This window comes from Antrihabitans stalagmiti (assembly GCF_016482825.1).
GTDB classification, from domain to species: domain Bacteria; phylum Actinomycetota; class Actinomycetes; order Mycobacteriales; family Mycobacteriaceae; genus Antrihabitans; species Antrihabitans stalagmiti.
In genome coordinates this window covers 50626-63954 of the sequence record NZ_JAEMNV010000012.1, presented here as the reverse complement: position 1 = coordinate 63954, position 13329 = coordinate 50626, and the positions used below count along the sequence as shown (strand labels likewise).

16 protein-coding genes are annotated in these 13329 nt (G+C 63.1%); 12 read left to right on the top strand and 4 right to left on the bottom strand.

Going from position 1 to position 13329, the window contains the following annotated elements; all coding sequences use genetic code 11:
* Positions 1-15 precede the first annotated feature (15 nt).
* The 7 genes from JGU71_RS26980 to JGU71_RS26950 all read left to right on the top strand — a co-directional run bounded on the left by JGU71_RS26980 (position 16) and on the right by JGU71_RS26950 (position 5680).
* Positions 16-909: an alpha/beta fold hydrolase gene (locus JGU71_RS26980; protein WP_199708162.1), complete on the top strand. Its 894-nt coding sequence runs from the start codon at positions 16-18 to the stop codon at positions 907-909.
* Entirely contained in the window at positions 909-1502 is a 594-nt protein-coding gene (locus JGU71_RS26975) for an NADPH-dependent FMN reductase (protein ID WP_199708160.1), read from the top strand. The genes JGU71_RS26980 and JGU71_RS26975 overlap by 1 nt, the downstream gene beginning before the upstream one ends.
* A 59-nt stretch (positions 1503-1561) precedes the next feature.
* Positions 1562-2107 carry a dihydrofolate reductase family protein gene (locus JGU71_RS26970; RefSeq protein WP_199708158.1) on the top strand — a complete coding sequence of 182 codons (546 nt, stop codon included), beginning with the start codon at positions 1562-1564 and terminating at the stop codon, positions 2105-2107.
* 181 nt (positions 2108-2288) lie between these two features.
* A complete protein-coding gene (locus JGU71_RS26965) occupies positions 2289-2507 on the top strand; it encodes a hypothetical protein (RefSeq protein ID WP_199708156.1) in 219 nt (72 codons plus the stop codon).
* Between the two features lie 25 nt (positions 2508-2532).
* A complete protein-coding gene (gene dinB, locus JGU71_RS26960; RefSeq protein ID WP_199708154.1) occupies positions 2533-3753 on the top strand; it encodes a DNA polymerase IV in 1221 nt (406 codons plus the stop codon).
* A 128-nt stretch (positions 3754-3881) separates the two neighbouring features.
* Complete coding sequence (locus JGU71_RS26955) at positions 3882-4880, top strand: ATP-binding cassette domain-containing protein (protein WP_199708152.1); 999 nt, start codon at positions 3882-3884, stop codon at positions 4878-4880.
* The gene (locus JGU71_RS26950; protein ID WP_199708150.1) at positions 4877-5680 is read left to right on the top strand and encodes an ABC transporter permease; all 804 of its coding nucleotides are present in this window, start codon (positions 4877-4879) and stop codon (positions 5678-5680) included. Before JGU71_RS26955 ends, JGU71_RS26950 begins: the two co-directional genes overlap by 4 nt.
* A gap of 22 nt (positions 5681-5702) precedes the next feature.
* Here JGU71_RS26950 and JGU71_RS26945 read toward each other — a convergent pair whose 3' ends face one another.
* On the bottom strand, positions 5703-6539 hold the full coding sequence (locus JGU71_RS26945; RefSeq protein ID WP_199708147.1) for an arylamine N-acetyltransferase family protein: 837 nt from the start codon (positions 6537-6539) through the stop codon (positions 5703-5705).
* Positions 6540-6652: 113 nt separating this feature from the next.
* On the opposite strand from JGU71_RS26945, the gene JGU71_RS26940 reads away from it, so the two are divergent.
* Positions 6653-8893 (top strand): MMPL family transporter, encoded by a 2241-nt coding sequence (locus JGU71_RS26940; protein WP_199708145.1) that lies wholly within the window; start codon positions 6653-6655, stop codon positions 8891-8893.
* Positions 8894-8928: 35 nt separating this feature from the next.
* Here JGU71_RS26940 and JGU71_RS30070 read toward each other — a convergent pair whose 3' ends face one another.
* Complete coding sequence (locus tag JGU71_RS30070; protein ID WP_233530205.1) at positions 8929-9483, bottom strand: hypothetical protein; 555 nt, start codon at positions 9481-9483, stop codon at positions 8929-8931.
* Between the two features lie 15 nt (positions 9484-9498).
* On the opposite strand from JGU71_RS30070, the gene JGU71_RS26930 reads away from it, so the two are divergent.
* Together JGU71_RS26930 and JGU71_RS26925 are read left to right on the top strand one after the other, a co-directional pair.
* Positions 9499-10026 (top strand): peptidylprolyl isomerase, encoded by a 528-nt coding sequence (locus tag JGU71_RS26930; RefSeq protein WP_307829913.1) that lies wholly within the window; start codon positions 9499-9501, stop codon positions 10024-10026.
* Positions 10027-10039: 13 nt separating this feature from the next.
* Positions 10040-10993: a rhomboid family intramembrane serine protease gene (locus JGU71_RS26925; protein WP_199708142.1), complete on the top strand. Its 954-nt coding sequence runs from the start codon at positions 10040-10042 to the stop codon at positions 10991-10993.
* Here JGU71_RS26925 and JGU71_RS26920 read toward each other — a convergent pair.
* Complete coding sequence (locus tag JGU71_RS26920) at positions 10990-11430, bottom strand: PH domain-containing protein (RefSeq protein ID WP_307829912.1); 441 nt, start codon at positions 11428-11430, stop codon at positions 10990-10992. The genes JGU71_RS26925 and JGU71_RS26920 overlap by 4 nt on opposite strands.
* 69 nt (positions 11431-11499) lie before the next feature.
* Positions 11500-11763, bottom strand: coding sequence for a cell division protein CrgA (gene crgA, locus JGU71_RS26915; protein ID WP_199708139.1), 264 nt, complete (start codon positions 11761-11763; stop codon positions 11500-11502).
* A 73-nt stretch (positions 11764-11836) separates the two neighbouring features.
* Here crgA and JGU71_RS26910 point away from each other — a divergent pair, with 73 nt between their 5' ends.
* Positions 11837-12571, top strand: coding sequence for a DUF881 domain-containing protein (locus JGU71_RS26910; protein WP_307829911.1), 735 nt, complete (start codon positions 11837-11839; stop codon positions 12569-12571).
* Positions 12572-12639: 68 nt separating this feature from the next.
* Positions 12640-13287 carry an aminodeoxychorismate/anthranilate synthase component II gene (locus tag JGU71_RS26905; protein ID WP_199708133.1) on the top strand — a complete coding sequence of 216 codons (648 nt, stop codon included), beginning with the start codon at positions 12640-12642 and terminating at the stop codon, positions 13285-13287.
* The last annotated feature ends 42 nt before the right edge of the window (positions 13288-13329 follow it).

The following is a 13329-nucleotide window of genomic DNA, read 5'->3' as shown; positions in this document are numbered from 1 at the left end:
ACCAGGGAGAACACGATGAAGAAGACCTTTACCGCCGTCGCAGCCACAGTCGCGGTGGCAGCTCTTGCACTCACCGGATGCGGAAGCGACACCGACTCGAGCGCCGACACCGCCGCCGAGCCCGGCCGCTACGCATCGGTGAACGGCCTGAACATGTACTACGAGGTGCACGGCGAGGCCAACGGTCAGCCGCCGCTCGTCCTGCTGCACGGTGGACTTTCGGCAACGGGAACGTCGTTCGGCCAGTTGCTTCCGGGTCTCGCCGAGGGTCGTCAGGTCATCTCCATCGAGCAGCAAGCTCACGGCCACACCGCCGACATCGACCGACCGGTCACCATCGCGACGATGGCCGACGACACCCTCGATCTCCTCGATCAGATCGGCGTCGAGCAGGCCGACTTCTTCGGCTACAGCATCGGGGCCGGCATCGCTTTGGAAATCGAGGTCAGCCATCCCGAGAAGGTCCGCAAGGCTGTCCTGGCGACCGTTTCGTACAACACGTCGGGCATGCAGCCGGGAATGACGGAAGGCGTCGGCCAGATCACGTCGGAGATGATGGACGGGACACCGTTCAAGGACGAATTCGTTGCCATCGCACCGCATCCGGACCAGTTCGACAAGACCTTGCAGCGGATGAAGGAGACCGACGAAAGCACCATCAACTACACGCCGGAGCAGATCAAGGGCATCCAGGCGCCGACACTGATCATCGCCGCCGACAACGACATCGTGACCCCGGAACACACCACCGAGATGTACCGCCTGCTCGGCGGTGGTATCGAGGGCACGCAGGGTCTGCCGAAGTCGCAACTGGCCGTCATCCCCGGTACGTCGCACATCACCCTCGTGCAGCAGCCCGCGGTTCTGCTTCCCATCATCGGATCGTTCCTCGACGCCGGCGGCAAGTGATGCGCACCGACGGTCCGCTTCGGGTCGCGGTCATCATCGCAAGCACCCGCAGCGGACGGTTCGGGCCCACCGCAGCAGCGTGGTTCACCAAGCAGGCACGCCGCCGGACCGAACTGTCCCTCGACCCGATCGATCTTGCCGAGACCGACCTACCGGCCACGATGCGTGACGACGAAGTTCGCCCGCCGCAGGTAGCGGCACTGGCACCGCGCCTCGCCGCAGCGGATGCGTTTGTGATCGTCACACCGGAGTACAACCGCAGTTTTCCCGCAGCGCTCAAGGTCGCAATCGACTGGTTCTACGACGAATGGGCAGGCAAGCCGGTCACCTTCGTCTCCTACGGTAGGGAATCAGGAGGCTTGCATGCCGCCTCGCAATTGCGGGAAGTGTTCAGCGAACTCAACGCCGTCACCATCCGCAACAGCGTCAGCCTGCCTTGCTATTGGGAGCAGTTCGCCGCCGACGGAAGTTGGCCGAAAGCGCGGACCGCGCCATCCAATCTCGACGAAGTTGTACGCACAACCGTCGACCAACTGATCTGGTGGGCACACGCACTCCGTGACGCCCGCGCCGAGCAACCCTGTCCGACTTGATATCTCGACACTCGGGCTCATCCGAATTCAGCAGTATCCAACAACAGAAGGGTAAGACAATGGGAAAGATCATCGAATCGACGTACGTGACCCTCGACGGAGTTATGGAAGATCCGCAACTGTGGTCCTTCGACTACTTCGATCCGAGCGCCATGGAGTTCGCAGCGGGGTTGCTGCGGCGCAGCGACGCCATGCTGATGGGCCGACGGACCTACGACGGCTTCGCCGAGGCGTGGACGCAGCGCAGCGGAGACGAATTCTCGGACAAGTTCAACAGCATGAAGAAGTACGTCGCCTCGACGACGTTGAAGGATCCGACCTGGAACAACACGACGGTGCTCGGGTCCGATGTGGCCGGTGAAGTTGCCGCGCTGAAGGAAGAAACCGACGGCGACATCGTGATGTACGGCCACGGTCCGGTCGCACGGCTACTGCTCGAGCACAATCTGCTCGACGAAATTCACCTGTGGATCCATCCACTGTTCTGGGGGAAGGGTGCATCCGAGGACATCCTGTTCCGGCCGTCAGCCGAGGCGCGGTTGCAGTTGGCAGACACGAAGGTCCTCGGATCGGGTGTTGTGATCCTGACCTACACGCCCGCGTAGGCAGCTATCGAGGAGCGAATGTGGCATCGGCACCGCTATGCGGGACCGATGCCACATTCGTCTGCGCGGGGTGTCGAAAAACGTGTCGGTGATTCGACGTATCAATAGAGGCAGAACCGGCGATGTAGTTCCCAGTAGCCGAACAATCAAGCAGCCGGCGCCCGAGACGAGGAGGATCGAAATGAACGTGTTGATCGAAATGACCGCCCTGTCGATCGGTCGTCCGAGCGCCGACGCCAGTGTCGAGACGATTGCTGCCTGGTACGAGGCCAAGTCCAAGTTGCACGAGCACATCGCGGCCCAGGGTGGTCCCGACAGCGCCCGCGAGAGCGCCATCGCTGCTGCCGCTCACGAGCACGCGCTGCAGTTGCTGCGCAGGCCGGTTCTGCAGGTCGCGTAAACCTGTCGGTACCGGATGCGAACATATGTTCGTGTCGATTTCCCATCCAGCTGTTCCGCGCACCGAGGCGACGATCCTGCACGCGGATCTCGATTCGTTCTATGCGTCTGTCGAGCAGCGCGACGATCCGACGTTGCGGGGTCGTCCGGTGCTGGTCGGTGGGGGAGTCGTTCTCGCTGCGAGTTACGAGGCCAAAGCGTTCGGGGTGCGGTCGCCGATGAACGGTCGGGAGGCACTGCGATTGTGTCCGCAGGCAGTGGTTGTCGGGCCCCGGATGTCGGCCTACTCCGACGCCAGCAAGGCGGTCTTCGACATCTTTCGCGACACGACGCCGCTGGTCGAAGGCATATCGGTCGACGAAGCCTTTCTGGACGTCGGTGGTCTGCGCAAGATCGCCGGCTCGCCGTCGGAGATCGCGCAGAAGCTGCGGCAGCGGGTTCGCGACGAGGTCGGGCTGCCGATCACGGTGGGCATCGCCCGAACCAAGTTCTTGGCGAAGGTTGCGAGTGCGGTCGGCAAGCCGGACGGACTGTTGCTTGTGCCGCCGGAAACGGAGCTCGAGTTTCTGCACCCGCTACCGGTCGAGCGGCTGTGGGGCGTCGGCGCCGTCACGGCAAAGAAATTGCACGAGCACGGCATTCGAACGGTCGGGCAGATCGCCGAACGCAACGAGTCCACGTTGTCGTCGATTCTGGGCCGGGCGTCGTCGCGGCATCTGTACGCCCTGTCGTGGGCGCGGGATCCACGACACGTGCAGGTCGGCAAACGGCGACGGTCGATCGGTTCGCAGCGGGCAATCGGTCGCAGGCCACGCCCACCCGCGGAACTCGACGCGATCGTCGTCGGAATCGTCGAGCGGCTCGGCAAGCGGTTACGTTCGGCGCACCGGGTTACTCGAACGATCGTGTTGCGGTTGCGATTCGACGACTTCACCAGAGCAACGCGATCTCGCACGGTGTTCGAGCCGACCGCACGCAACGACCTGATCCTGCAGGTGGCTCGGGGACTGCTCGACGACGCACTGCCACTCATTGCCGAGCGTGGGTGCACCCTGATCGGATTGTCGTTGAGCAATCTGGACGACGACGACGCAATTCAGCTTGCGCTGCCGTTCGACGCCGATTCGAACGGGTCGCTCGACTGCACCATCGATTCGCTCCGGGATCGGTTCGGGTCGACCGCGGTGACCAAAGCGGTGCTGATCGGCCGCGACCAAGGTATGACCGTCCCGATGCTTCCGGACTGAGGTGAACCGATGAGCCGTGACAGTTTCTCCAGTCCTAATTCATGTGCGCTTCGAGAACTACCGACCTACCCTCGGCGAGTGGACAAGCGACCAACCGATATCCGAAACAGAACCAGCGAAGGAACGAGATGACCGACGCGATTGTGGCCGAAGGCCTGGTCAAGCGATACGGGAATGTAGTCGCTCTCGACGGGATGGAACTGACCGTTCCCGAAGGCACGGTCTTCGGCCTGCTCGGCCCGAACGGTGCAGGAAAGACAACGACGGTTCGAGTGCTGACGACCTTGTTGAAACCCGATTCCGGCCACGCCGAGGTCGCCGGGTTCGATGTCGTGAAGCAGGCACGCCAATTGCGTGCGCACATCGGAGCGTCAGGCCAGTACGCGGCCGTCGACGAGTATTTGACGGGTGCGGAGAACCTCGAAATGGTCGGGCGGCTCTACCACCTCGGCACAAAGCGTGCCAAGGTCCGCGCCCGCGAACTGTTGGACCGCTTCGAACTGGCACACGCCGCCGATCGTCCGGTGAAGGGCTATTCCGGTGGCATGCGCCGCAGGCTCGACCTCGCGGGAGCCCTGGTTGCCGATCCTCCTGTGTTGTTTCTCGACGAACCGACAACCGGACTCGACCCTCGCGCCCGCATCGGGTTGTGGGATGTGATCGAAGAACTGGTTGCCGGTGGCACAACGCTGCTGTTGACGACGCAGTACATGGAGGAAGCAGATCGCCTTGCGGACAAGATCGCTGTTGTCGATCACGGCAAGGTCATCGCGTTGGGAACGGCCGATGAGCTGAAGGACCAGATCGGCGGCGAGCGTATCGAACTCACCGTCGTAGATCCCGCGGACCTCGGCACCGCGCGGGAAACGTTGACCGGCTTCGCAGTCGGTGAGATCAAGACCGACACCAACGCTCGGCAACTCACGGTGCCGGTATCCGACGGTGCGGTTGCGTTGGCCGATGCGCTGGCTCGACTGAACGCCAGCGGTATCAAGGTGCGCGATGTCGGGCTACGCAGACCGACGCTCGACGATGTGTTCCTTTCCCTGACCGGCCACGAGGCCGAAGCAAAGACCGGCGGCGACGACGAAGACCAGATCGCGACAAGCAAGGAGTACAGCCGATGAACGCGATACAGATGGCGGCGGTCGACGGCCTCACGATCGCCAAACGCAACGTCATCAAGATCAAACGAGTGCCCGACCTGCTTGTGTTCACGGTGCTCTCGCCGATCATGTTCGTCCTGTTGTTCGCCTACGTCTTCGGCAGCGTCATCCCGATGGAGGGCATCTCGTATCGAGAGTTTCTGATCGCCGGAATCTTCACGCAGACAGTGATTTTCGGCAGCACCTTCACCGGCCTGGGCCTCGCTGAGGATCTGCAGAAGGGCATCATCGACCGATTCCGCTCACTGCCGATGTCACCCGCGGCCGTGCTGGTCGGACGCACCACGAGCGACATCATCATCAACGTGATCAGCCTGATCGTGATGTCGCTGACCGGCTTGCTCGTGGGATGGCGAGTCAGAACGTCACTGCTGGAAGCGCTTGCCGCCTTCGGCCTGCTTGTGCTATTTGCCTACGCCGTTTCCTGGGTGATGGCGGTCGTCGGGTTGTGGATCCGCACCCCCGAGGTGTTCAACAACGCGACCTTCATGATCATCTTTCCGCTCACGTTCGTCGCGAATACCTTTGTGGACAGCTCGCGGTTCCCGACGGTGCTCAAGGCGATAGCCGACTGGAATCCGGTATCGGCGCTCACGCAGGCGGCGCGAGAACTGTTCGGCAACACCAACTCTGCGATGCAAGTGTCGGACGCTTGGCCGATGCAGAATCCGATCGCGGCGACTCTGCTGTGGATCGTGCTGCTGCTGGTCATCTTCGTGCCGTTGGCCATCTACAGGTATCAGAAGGCGGTCAGTCGCTAGCAGCTTCCGTCGTCCAGCTCGCCTACGTCAGCCGGCCGAAGGCCGTTTCGAGCGGTCGCCAATCTGGCATGTGGACCAGGAAGGTTTCCTCCAGACACTCGATGAGTCCGGCAGCGGTCGTGAACTCCGTTCGCTCTGTCGGACCGTCGAGATGGTGGACAGCCAACCTGCGGCCGTTGAGCGCAAAACGGCGGTCTGCGGCCGGGCGCGCAAGCATCAAACCTTGCACGAAGCCCGATTCGGGCGAGGTCGAGAGGTACCAATTCGTCGCAACGTAGTCGACGCGATACTGCCGCTGCAGGTCGAACCGGTACGTCGTCTTCCAGGTGTCGCGGACCTTTGCCTGCATCGCATAGTCGCCGTCGAGATCGATCACGCGGAACGGTTCGTGTGGTGTCGCCTGCTCGACGTCGCGTTCCAGACTCAGCACACCGGTCAGCGTCATTCCGCCGAAACCGACGTCGACAACCCACGGCCGACCGTCGATGTCGACACGCAACAACATGTGCGACCGCTTGGGAACAGCGTCGATTTCGCCCGACCACAGCACGCGCGCGGCAAGTGGTGTGACGTCGAATCCCAGCTTCTCCAGGACCTCCAGCAGTAGCCCGTTCTGCTCGAAGCAGTACCCGCCACGTCGGTTGCCGACAATTTTGCGTTGCAGCGAGGCGAGATCCAGGCGGGCGGGTGTGCCGAGAAACGGATCGAGGTTTTCGAACGCGATCGTCGTTGCGTGCGCGTATGCGATGGCGCCGAGTGTCGCTACGGTCGGGGTTCGAGATCCCGAGTAGCCGATCCGTGCGAAATAGGCATCGAGATCGAGATCAGCTCCGAAAACTGGGTTAGCCGTGGCGTCCATGTAGGCAAGTGTCGTCGCTGCACCGACTGTCGGTATGTCCGGTTAGTGTTTGCGTCGAAAGTGCGTCCAGCAGCAATTGGTAACCGGCAGTTATGTGAGCGAACGGAGCCCCGATGTCGGAGCAGATCGAGACCGACCAGGCCGCGTCGGGCAAGCACCGCATCCCGCGCCGATGGCCTGTGTTCGCGATCATCGCCGTAGCTATCGCATCGTTTCTAGCCGGTGGTTTCGGCGGCTCGTACCAGGGCAAGCTCGCCGAGGTACAGAAGAACGACAACGCATCCTTCCTGCCTGGGTCGGCCGAGTCCACTAAAGCCGGTGACGAGGCCGCGACGTTCCTGAACGTCGAGAGCATTCCGGGTTTCGTTGTCTTTCAACGTACTTCGGGACTTACAGACGAAGACCGAGCGGCGATCGGTGCCGCGCAGCGCGCCGTTGCCGAGGTCCCCGGTGTCGACAAGCCCGCCTTGGCGGCGCCGCAGTACTCCGACGATAGTCCGCAGACCACGGCGAATCTCTTTGTTCCGCTGGTCGCCAAAGAAAACGGCGTCGTCATCAACGGTGCCGAGCTGTCCGTTGCCGAGAAGGCCGTGGTGGCTGCGGCCGAACAGGCAGTAGCAGATCGCGAAGGATTGACTGTTCACCCCGCTGGTCCGGGCGGCCTGCTCGTTGCGTTCATCGACTCGTTCGAGGGGCTTGACGGCGCGTTGCTCGGTGCCGCCCTGCTCGTGGTGATTCTGATCCTGTTGTTCGTCTACAGATCGCCGGTGCTGTGGATCTTTCCGATCCTCGGGGCCATCCTCGCGCTCGGCCTGGCGTCGCTTGTCATCTACTACCTCGCCAAACACGAGGTCCTCACGCTCAACGGGCAGAGTCAGGGCATTCTGTCGGTCCTTGTGCTCGGAGCAGGGACCGATTACGCGCTGCTACTGATCTCTCGATATCGCGAAGAGTTGCACGAATACGAGAATCGGTTCGACGCGATGATCGTCGCCTGGAAGGAGTCCGCCGGGGCGATCTTTGCCTCGGCTGCGACTGTTACCGCAGGACTTCTGTGCCTGCTGTTCTCCGAGCTGAATTCGAACAAGGGGCTCGGACCCGTCGCCGCGATCGGCATCGTTTGCACGGTCGTCGTAATGATGACGTTTCTGCCGGTCTCGTTGGCTGCTGCCGGTCGGTGGGTGTTCTGGCCCCGCAAGCCGAAGACCGACCACCAGGTCGACATCTCGACCCACGGCATGTGGGGCCGCGTCTCGGAAGCCGTTGTCACCCGCCGTCGCCCAGCGTGGATCGGTGCGACCGTCGTACTGATCATCGGAATCTTCGGCATCGGGATGCTCGATACCAGCGGCCTCACGGTCGAGGAATCCTTCACCAACGAACCCGCTGCGGTTGTCGGACAACAGATCTACGACGCCAAGTTCGACAAGGGGGTCGGCGCACCAGCGGTGATCGTTGCCAACGCTGCGGCTGCCGACCAGGTGATCCGTACAGCAGGCACCGTCGAAGGCGTCTCCACCAAGCCGGGCGCTATCTGCTACCAAGTCGATGTCGTCAAACTCGCAGAACTGGCGAAGCAACTGCCCGCAGGCGGTCCGCCTGCCGCCTCAGGGGAACCGCAGTGCCCACCCGCGAACCTGCAGGTACAGCCGATAAACGGCCGTACGGTCATCAACGCGACGCTGACCGACTCCTACGATTCACCGGAAGCGCTGCAGACGATCGAAAGACTGCGATCGGCACTGCATGAAGTTCCGGACGCGGATGCGCTGGTCGGCGGTTCGTCGGCCGCATCTCTCGACGTTCAGGACGCAGCGATCCATGACCGGAATCTGATCATCCCGATCGTGCTCGTTGTGATCTTCATCGTCCTCGCAGTGTTGTTGCGAGCACTGGTCGCGCCGATCCTGTTGATTCTCTCGGTCGTGATCTCGTTCGCCGCGGCGCTCGGCGTCAGCGGTTTTGCATTCAGCCACATCTTCGACTTCGCTGGCGCGGATCAATCGTTCCCACTGTTCGCGTTCGTGTTCCTCGTCGCGCTCGGTATCGACTACAACATCTTCCTGATGACGCGAGTGCGCGAAGAAACCGCGGTACACGGCACACGCGAAGGGATAAGGCGAGGTCTGTCGGTCACCGGCGGTGTCATCACCTCTGCGGGCATCGTCCTTGCCGCCACCTTCGCGGTTCTGGGAGTCATGCCGCTGGTGTTCCTCGCCGAACTCGGCTTCGCCGTCGCATTCGGCGTGCTGCTGGACACGATCATCGTCCGCAGCATCCTCGTGCCCGCTCTTGCGCACGACATCGGCAAGTTCATCTGGTGGCCGTCGAAGCTGGCGTCGGCGAAGGACTGAGCGGCGGGCGTCCGCTGCGAACGGCGCAGCGGACGCTACGAAGGGTGCGAAACCTCGGCCTGAGTCGAGTGTGCCGGCGCCGAGCCGTTCGACGAAGGTCCGAGTGTCGGCGGTGCGTCTGCGACGGGCGGTGGTGAATTGCGTCGCTTGCTCCAGGCGAAGAAGCCCGCACCCGCGGCGAGGGCGGCACCGACGAGTCCGCCGGCAACCAGTCGTGACCGCAACTTCGACGATTTCGGCGCCGGGACCTCCTCGGCGAAGGTGCTCAGGTCGGCCTTCGACTCACGGGCCTTCGCCAGGCCCTTCTTCGCGAGGGTGTAGCCCGTCTGGCCGACGGTTTGTGCGAGGAGAAAGCCCAGACCACCGGTTCCGCGGGCCAGAGTTGTAGCACCGGACCCGAGCAACCGCAGCGAGCTCGAGTACGAACGTCCCTGTGCGGGATCGGCGAGCAGTTCGGAGTCGGCGTCAGCTTGCGCCGAATCAGCGGACACGGCACTCGACTTGGAGAAAATCATCACTCCACCTTGGCACAACAGTTCGGCCGCGTGCAGGAACTTCCGCATCGGGCCACGGCGTGGCGGGGTGCGCATGGCACGATGTTGGGTGTGACCACACCGAATCAGACGTCCACGGCAACGCTGCACACGAATCGAGGCGACATCACGATCGCACTCTTCGGCAACCACGCACCCGAGACGGTCAAGAACTTCGTCGGCCTCGCCGACGGTTCGAAGGCTTATACAACCCAGAACGCGTCCGGCGGAAACAGCGGACCGTTCTACGACGGAGCCGTCTTCCACCGCGTCATCTCCGGATTCATGATCCAGGGCGGCGACCCGACGGGCACCGGCGCAGGCGGCCCCGGCTACGAGTTCAAGGATGAGTTCCACCCGGAACTGCGGTTCGACAAGCCGTACCTGCTTGCCATGGCCAACGCCGGACCGGGCACCAACGGCTCGCAGTTCTTCGTCACCGTCGGTCCGACGCCGCACCTCAACCGCAAGCACACGATCTTCGGTGAGGTAGTCGACGCCGAATCCAAGAAGGTCATCGACGACATCGCGACGACGAAGGTCGATCGTCGTGACCGTCCCGTCGAGCCTGTCGTGATCAACAGCATCACCATCGCCTGAGCGGACGCTTTCGATGAACACCCCCGGAGGCTGGGGCCCACCACCACCGGGCGGCCCCGGCCCCGGGGTGCCACCACACCTGCCGTCACAGGTCTGCGTGCGGCACCCTAATCGCCCGACCGCCCTTGCTTGCACGCGTTGCGATCGTCCGGCGTGCCCGGAATGTCTTCGTCCGGCCGCTGTCGGCCAGCATTGTGTCGACTGCGTCCGAGCCGGACAGCGAGATGTCCGTCCGGTCCGGACCATCGCCGGTGCCACTACTCGCGGCGCCTTCGTTCCGTACGCGACCTATCTGCTGATTGCCGCCAGCGTCATCGTCTTCGCGATCACGGCAGCGCAGTCGAGCGATGTCATGAACAACCAGAGCCCGTCACGTTTGTTCGCCGATTGGGCGTTGTGGCCTCGCGGGATTGCCCAGGGCGAGTTCTTCCGGATCATCGGCAGCGGCTTCTTGCACTTCGGGCCCATTCACCTTGCCGTGAACATGCTCGCGCTGTACATCATCGGTCGCGATGTCGAACATATCCTTGGTCGGAGCCGGTACGTGGCGGTGTATGTGACTGCGCTGCTCGGCGGTGCGGCGGGTGCACTTGCGCTACAGGATTCGCTGTCTGTGACTGCTGGCGCATCCGGCGCGATCTACGGTCTGTTCGGCGCGCAGGCGATCGTTCTGATTCGACTGCGGCAGAGTCCAGGCCCGATATTCGTATTGATCGCGATCAACGTGATCATCAGCGTCTCGATCCCCGGAATTTCGCTGTGGGGTCACATGGGCGGGCTCGCTGCCGGCACCGCCGCGACCGCCGGATTGCTCTTCGTGCCCGGTTGGCTCGGCAACACAGGTGGACCCACGAGTTCGTCGGCACGACTCATCGGCTGGGGTTCGATCGCAGCGGTTGCCGTGCTCGCCCTCGCCGTCATCGCTCTCCGCACGCTCCAACTGAGGTCGGAGTTCGGTTACAGCTAGGTCGGGCGGCGGGCCATTCCGTTCGCAACCAACGCGTCGAGTACGTCGTCTGGATGCGTTCCGAGGTCCCATTTGCTGAAGATCAGCAACCGGTCGGAGTCGCCATGTGCGACGTCGACCTCCAGCATCGGTATTCGACGTCCCAGTCGCGGATAACGCACGATGCGTGCCTGCCTGACGTCGTCCTGCGTGTAGACCGTGTTTCGATACACACCGCGGACCGCCAACCGCCGACCAGGCAACAACGCCAGCCGTGGTCGTTGCCGTGCGCGAATCACAGTCATCACCAGCAGACCGATCGCGGCGAGTCCAACGAGAGCTCGACCAGGCGGATCCGTCGGTATCGCTACGGCGCACACTGCGAGCGCAACGCCGGAAATTCCAAGCAAGGCGATCGCAGAAGTGGGCGTCGACCACTCGACAACAGAGTTATCCACAGGAGTTATCCACAATGGGGATAAATAACATGCGTGTAATTGCTGCCCGTTTCGGCGGCGCGTCAGGCGCTAACGCCAACGCATCGTCATAACTAGACCGACGACCATCAAGCCGAACCCGATGAGGAAGTTCCAGGCGTTGAGGCTGTTCATCCACGAGATCTTCTCGGCTGCGAGGTAGTAGACGATCAGCCACAGCAGCCCTGCGAGCATGAACCCGAGCATGATGGCGACGTACCAAACCGGCGACGGACCTGCTTTGACTTTCACAGGAGTCCGACTCGCGGGGTTGATCGTGTAATCGGTCTTCTTCCGGACCTTCGACTTCGGCATGACTTCCTCTTTGGATCTTCAGTACAGGCGCGGTGACACCAGGCGGTGTGAACTACACGCTAACCTAGCGGTCGTGACCGGCGGAAATGCGATCTGGAAGCCGCTGGTCCTGGTTGTGTGCCTGGCAGCCGGACTGCTGCTCGCCACGACGCGACTTGCCTCGGACGGAACCGAGTTGAGAAGTACCGACTCCGGCCGAATATCGGACCTGGTCAGAGCCGCGCAGACCGGCGCAGACGCCGCGGAAAGCGAACGCGATGCGCTGGCAGCGCAGGTGGCCGCGCTGCAGAGCACAGCGGCCGGATCCGATGGGGCCGTCGCCGACGCCCTCGCCGAGGCCGAGCAACTCGCGGCCGCGGCCGCGCTCACGCCCGTCAGTGGCACAGGGGTCACGGTGACGTTGACGGACGCACCGCGTGGACCAGACGGGAACTATCCCCTCGGCGCACGACCCGACGATCTTGTCGTTCATCAGCAAGACATCGAGAGCGTTCTCAATGCATTGTGGTCCGCGGGCGCGTCGGCGGTTGGGATGCAGGATCAGCGGATCGTGTCGTCGTCGGCGCCGCGCTGCATCGGAAGCACGCTGCTGCTGCACGGCCGGACCTACAGTCCGCCCTACCGCCTGACGGCGATCGGTGATCCCGCCCGACTCGAGGCGACCCTCGACTCCGAGCCGGGGGTCCGGCTGTTTCGCGAGTACGCGCAACGCTACGGACTCGGGTACAGCGTCAGGATCGACGAGCAGCTGACCGTTCCCGGCTTCGACGGTGCCACCAGTACTCGCTATGCCCGTCCGATCGGTTGATGTCGCTGCTCGGCGAGCACCTCATATTCGCTTGAACCGCCCCCGACCTGGGCACGTAGTCTCTCGGTATGCGCATCTTGGTCGTCGACAACTACGACAGCTTCGTGTTCAACCTGGTGCAGTACCTGGGCCAGCTCGGCACCGATGCTGTTGTGTGGCGAAACGACGATCCGAACCTCGCCGACCTCGACGCCGTTGCGGCCGCTTTCGACGGGATCCTGCTGAGCCCCGGTCCGGGCACACCGCAGCGGGCGGGTGCGACGATGGGATTGGTGACGGCGAGTGCGAAGACGGCGACGCCGTTGCTCGGTGTATGTCTCGGACACCAGGCGATCGGTGCGGCGTTCGGTGGAACCGTCGACCGCGCACCCGAGTTGCTGCACGGTAAGACAAGCGTCGTCCATCACTCCGGTGTCGGCGTCCTGGCCGGTCTGCCGGATCCGTTCACCGCGACTCGCTATCACTCGCTGACCGTCCTCGAAGAGACGATTCCCGAGGTGCTCGAGGTGACAGCACGAACCGACAGCGGCGTGGTCATGGCGATGCGGCATCGGGAGCTACCGATCCACGGTGTTCAGTTCCATCCCGAGTCGGTCCTGACGCAGGGTGGGCACCGGATGTTGGCGAACTGGCTCGAGGTGTGCGGCGACCGACCAGCGGAGTCACTGGTCAGCCAACTCGAAGACGAAGTCGAGAGGGCGCTTCGCGCCTCGTGAGTCCTTTCGGTGGTCCCGCCCTCCAAAAGGACTCACGAGGCC

What these genes read in the sequence shown, in the direction of transcription:
- JGU71_RS26980 (WP_199708162.1), top strand. Translation starts at nt 16, where the DNA reads ATGAAGAAGACCTTTACCGCCGTCGCAGCCACAGTCGCGGTGGCAGCT.
- JGU71_RS26975 (WP_199708160.1), top strand. Translation starts at nt 909, where the DNA reads ATGCGCACCGACGGTCCGCTTCGGGTCGCGGTCATCATCGCAAGCACC.
- JGU71_RS26970 (WP_199708158.1), top strand. Translation starts at nt 1,562, where the DNA reads ATGGGAAAGATCATCGAATCGACGTACGTGACCCTCGACGGAGTTATG.
- JGU71_RS26965 (WP_199708156.1), top strand. Translation starts at nt 2,289, where the DNA reads ATGAACGTGTTGATCGAAATGACCGCCCTGTCGATCGGTCGTCCGAGC.
- dinB (WP_199708154.1), top strand. Translation starts at nt 2,533, where the DNA reads ATGTTCGTGTCGATTTCCCATCCAGCTGTTCCGCGCACCGAGGCGACG.
- JGU71_RS26955 (WP_199708152.1), top strand. Translation starts at nt 3,882, where the DNA reads ATGACCGACGCGATTGTGGCCGAAGGCCTGGTCAAGCGATACGGGAAT.
- JGU71_RS26950 (WP_199708150.1), top strand. Translation starts at nt 4,877, where the DNA reads ATGAACGCGATACAGATGGCGGCGGTCGACGGCCTCACGATCGCCAAA.
- JGU71_RS26945 (WP_199708147.1), bottom strand. Translation starts at nt 6,539, where the DNA reads ATGGACGCCACGGCTAACCCAGTTTTCGGAGCTGATCTCGATCTCGAT.
- JGU71_RS26940 (WP_199708145.1), top strand. Translation starts at nt 6,653, where the DNA reads ATGTCGGAGCAGATCGAGACCGACCAGGCCGCGTCGGGCAAGCACCGC.
- JGU71_RS30070 (WP_233530205.1), bottom strand. Translation starts at nt 9,483, where the DNA reads ATGCGCACCCCGCCACGCCGTGGCCCGATGCGGAAGTTCCTGCACGCG.
- JGU71_RS26925 (WP_199708142.1), top strand. Translation starts at nt 10,040, where the DNA reads ATGAACACCCCCGGAGGCTGGGGCCCACCACCACCGGGCGGCCCCGGC.
- crgA (WP_199708139.1), bottom strand. Translation starts at nt 11,763, where the DNA reads ATGCCGAAGTCGAAGGTCCGGAAGAAGACCGATTACACGATCAACCCC.
- JGU71_RS26905 (WP_199708133.1), top strand. Translation starts at nt 12,640, where the DNA reads ATGCGCATCTTGGTCGTCGACAACTACGACAGCTTCGTGTTCAACCTG.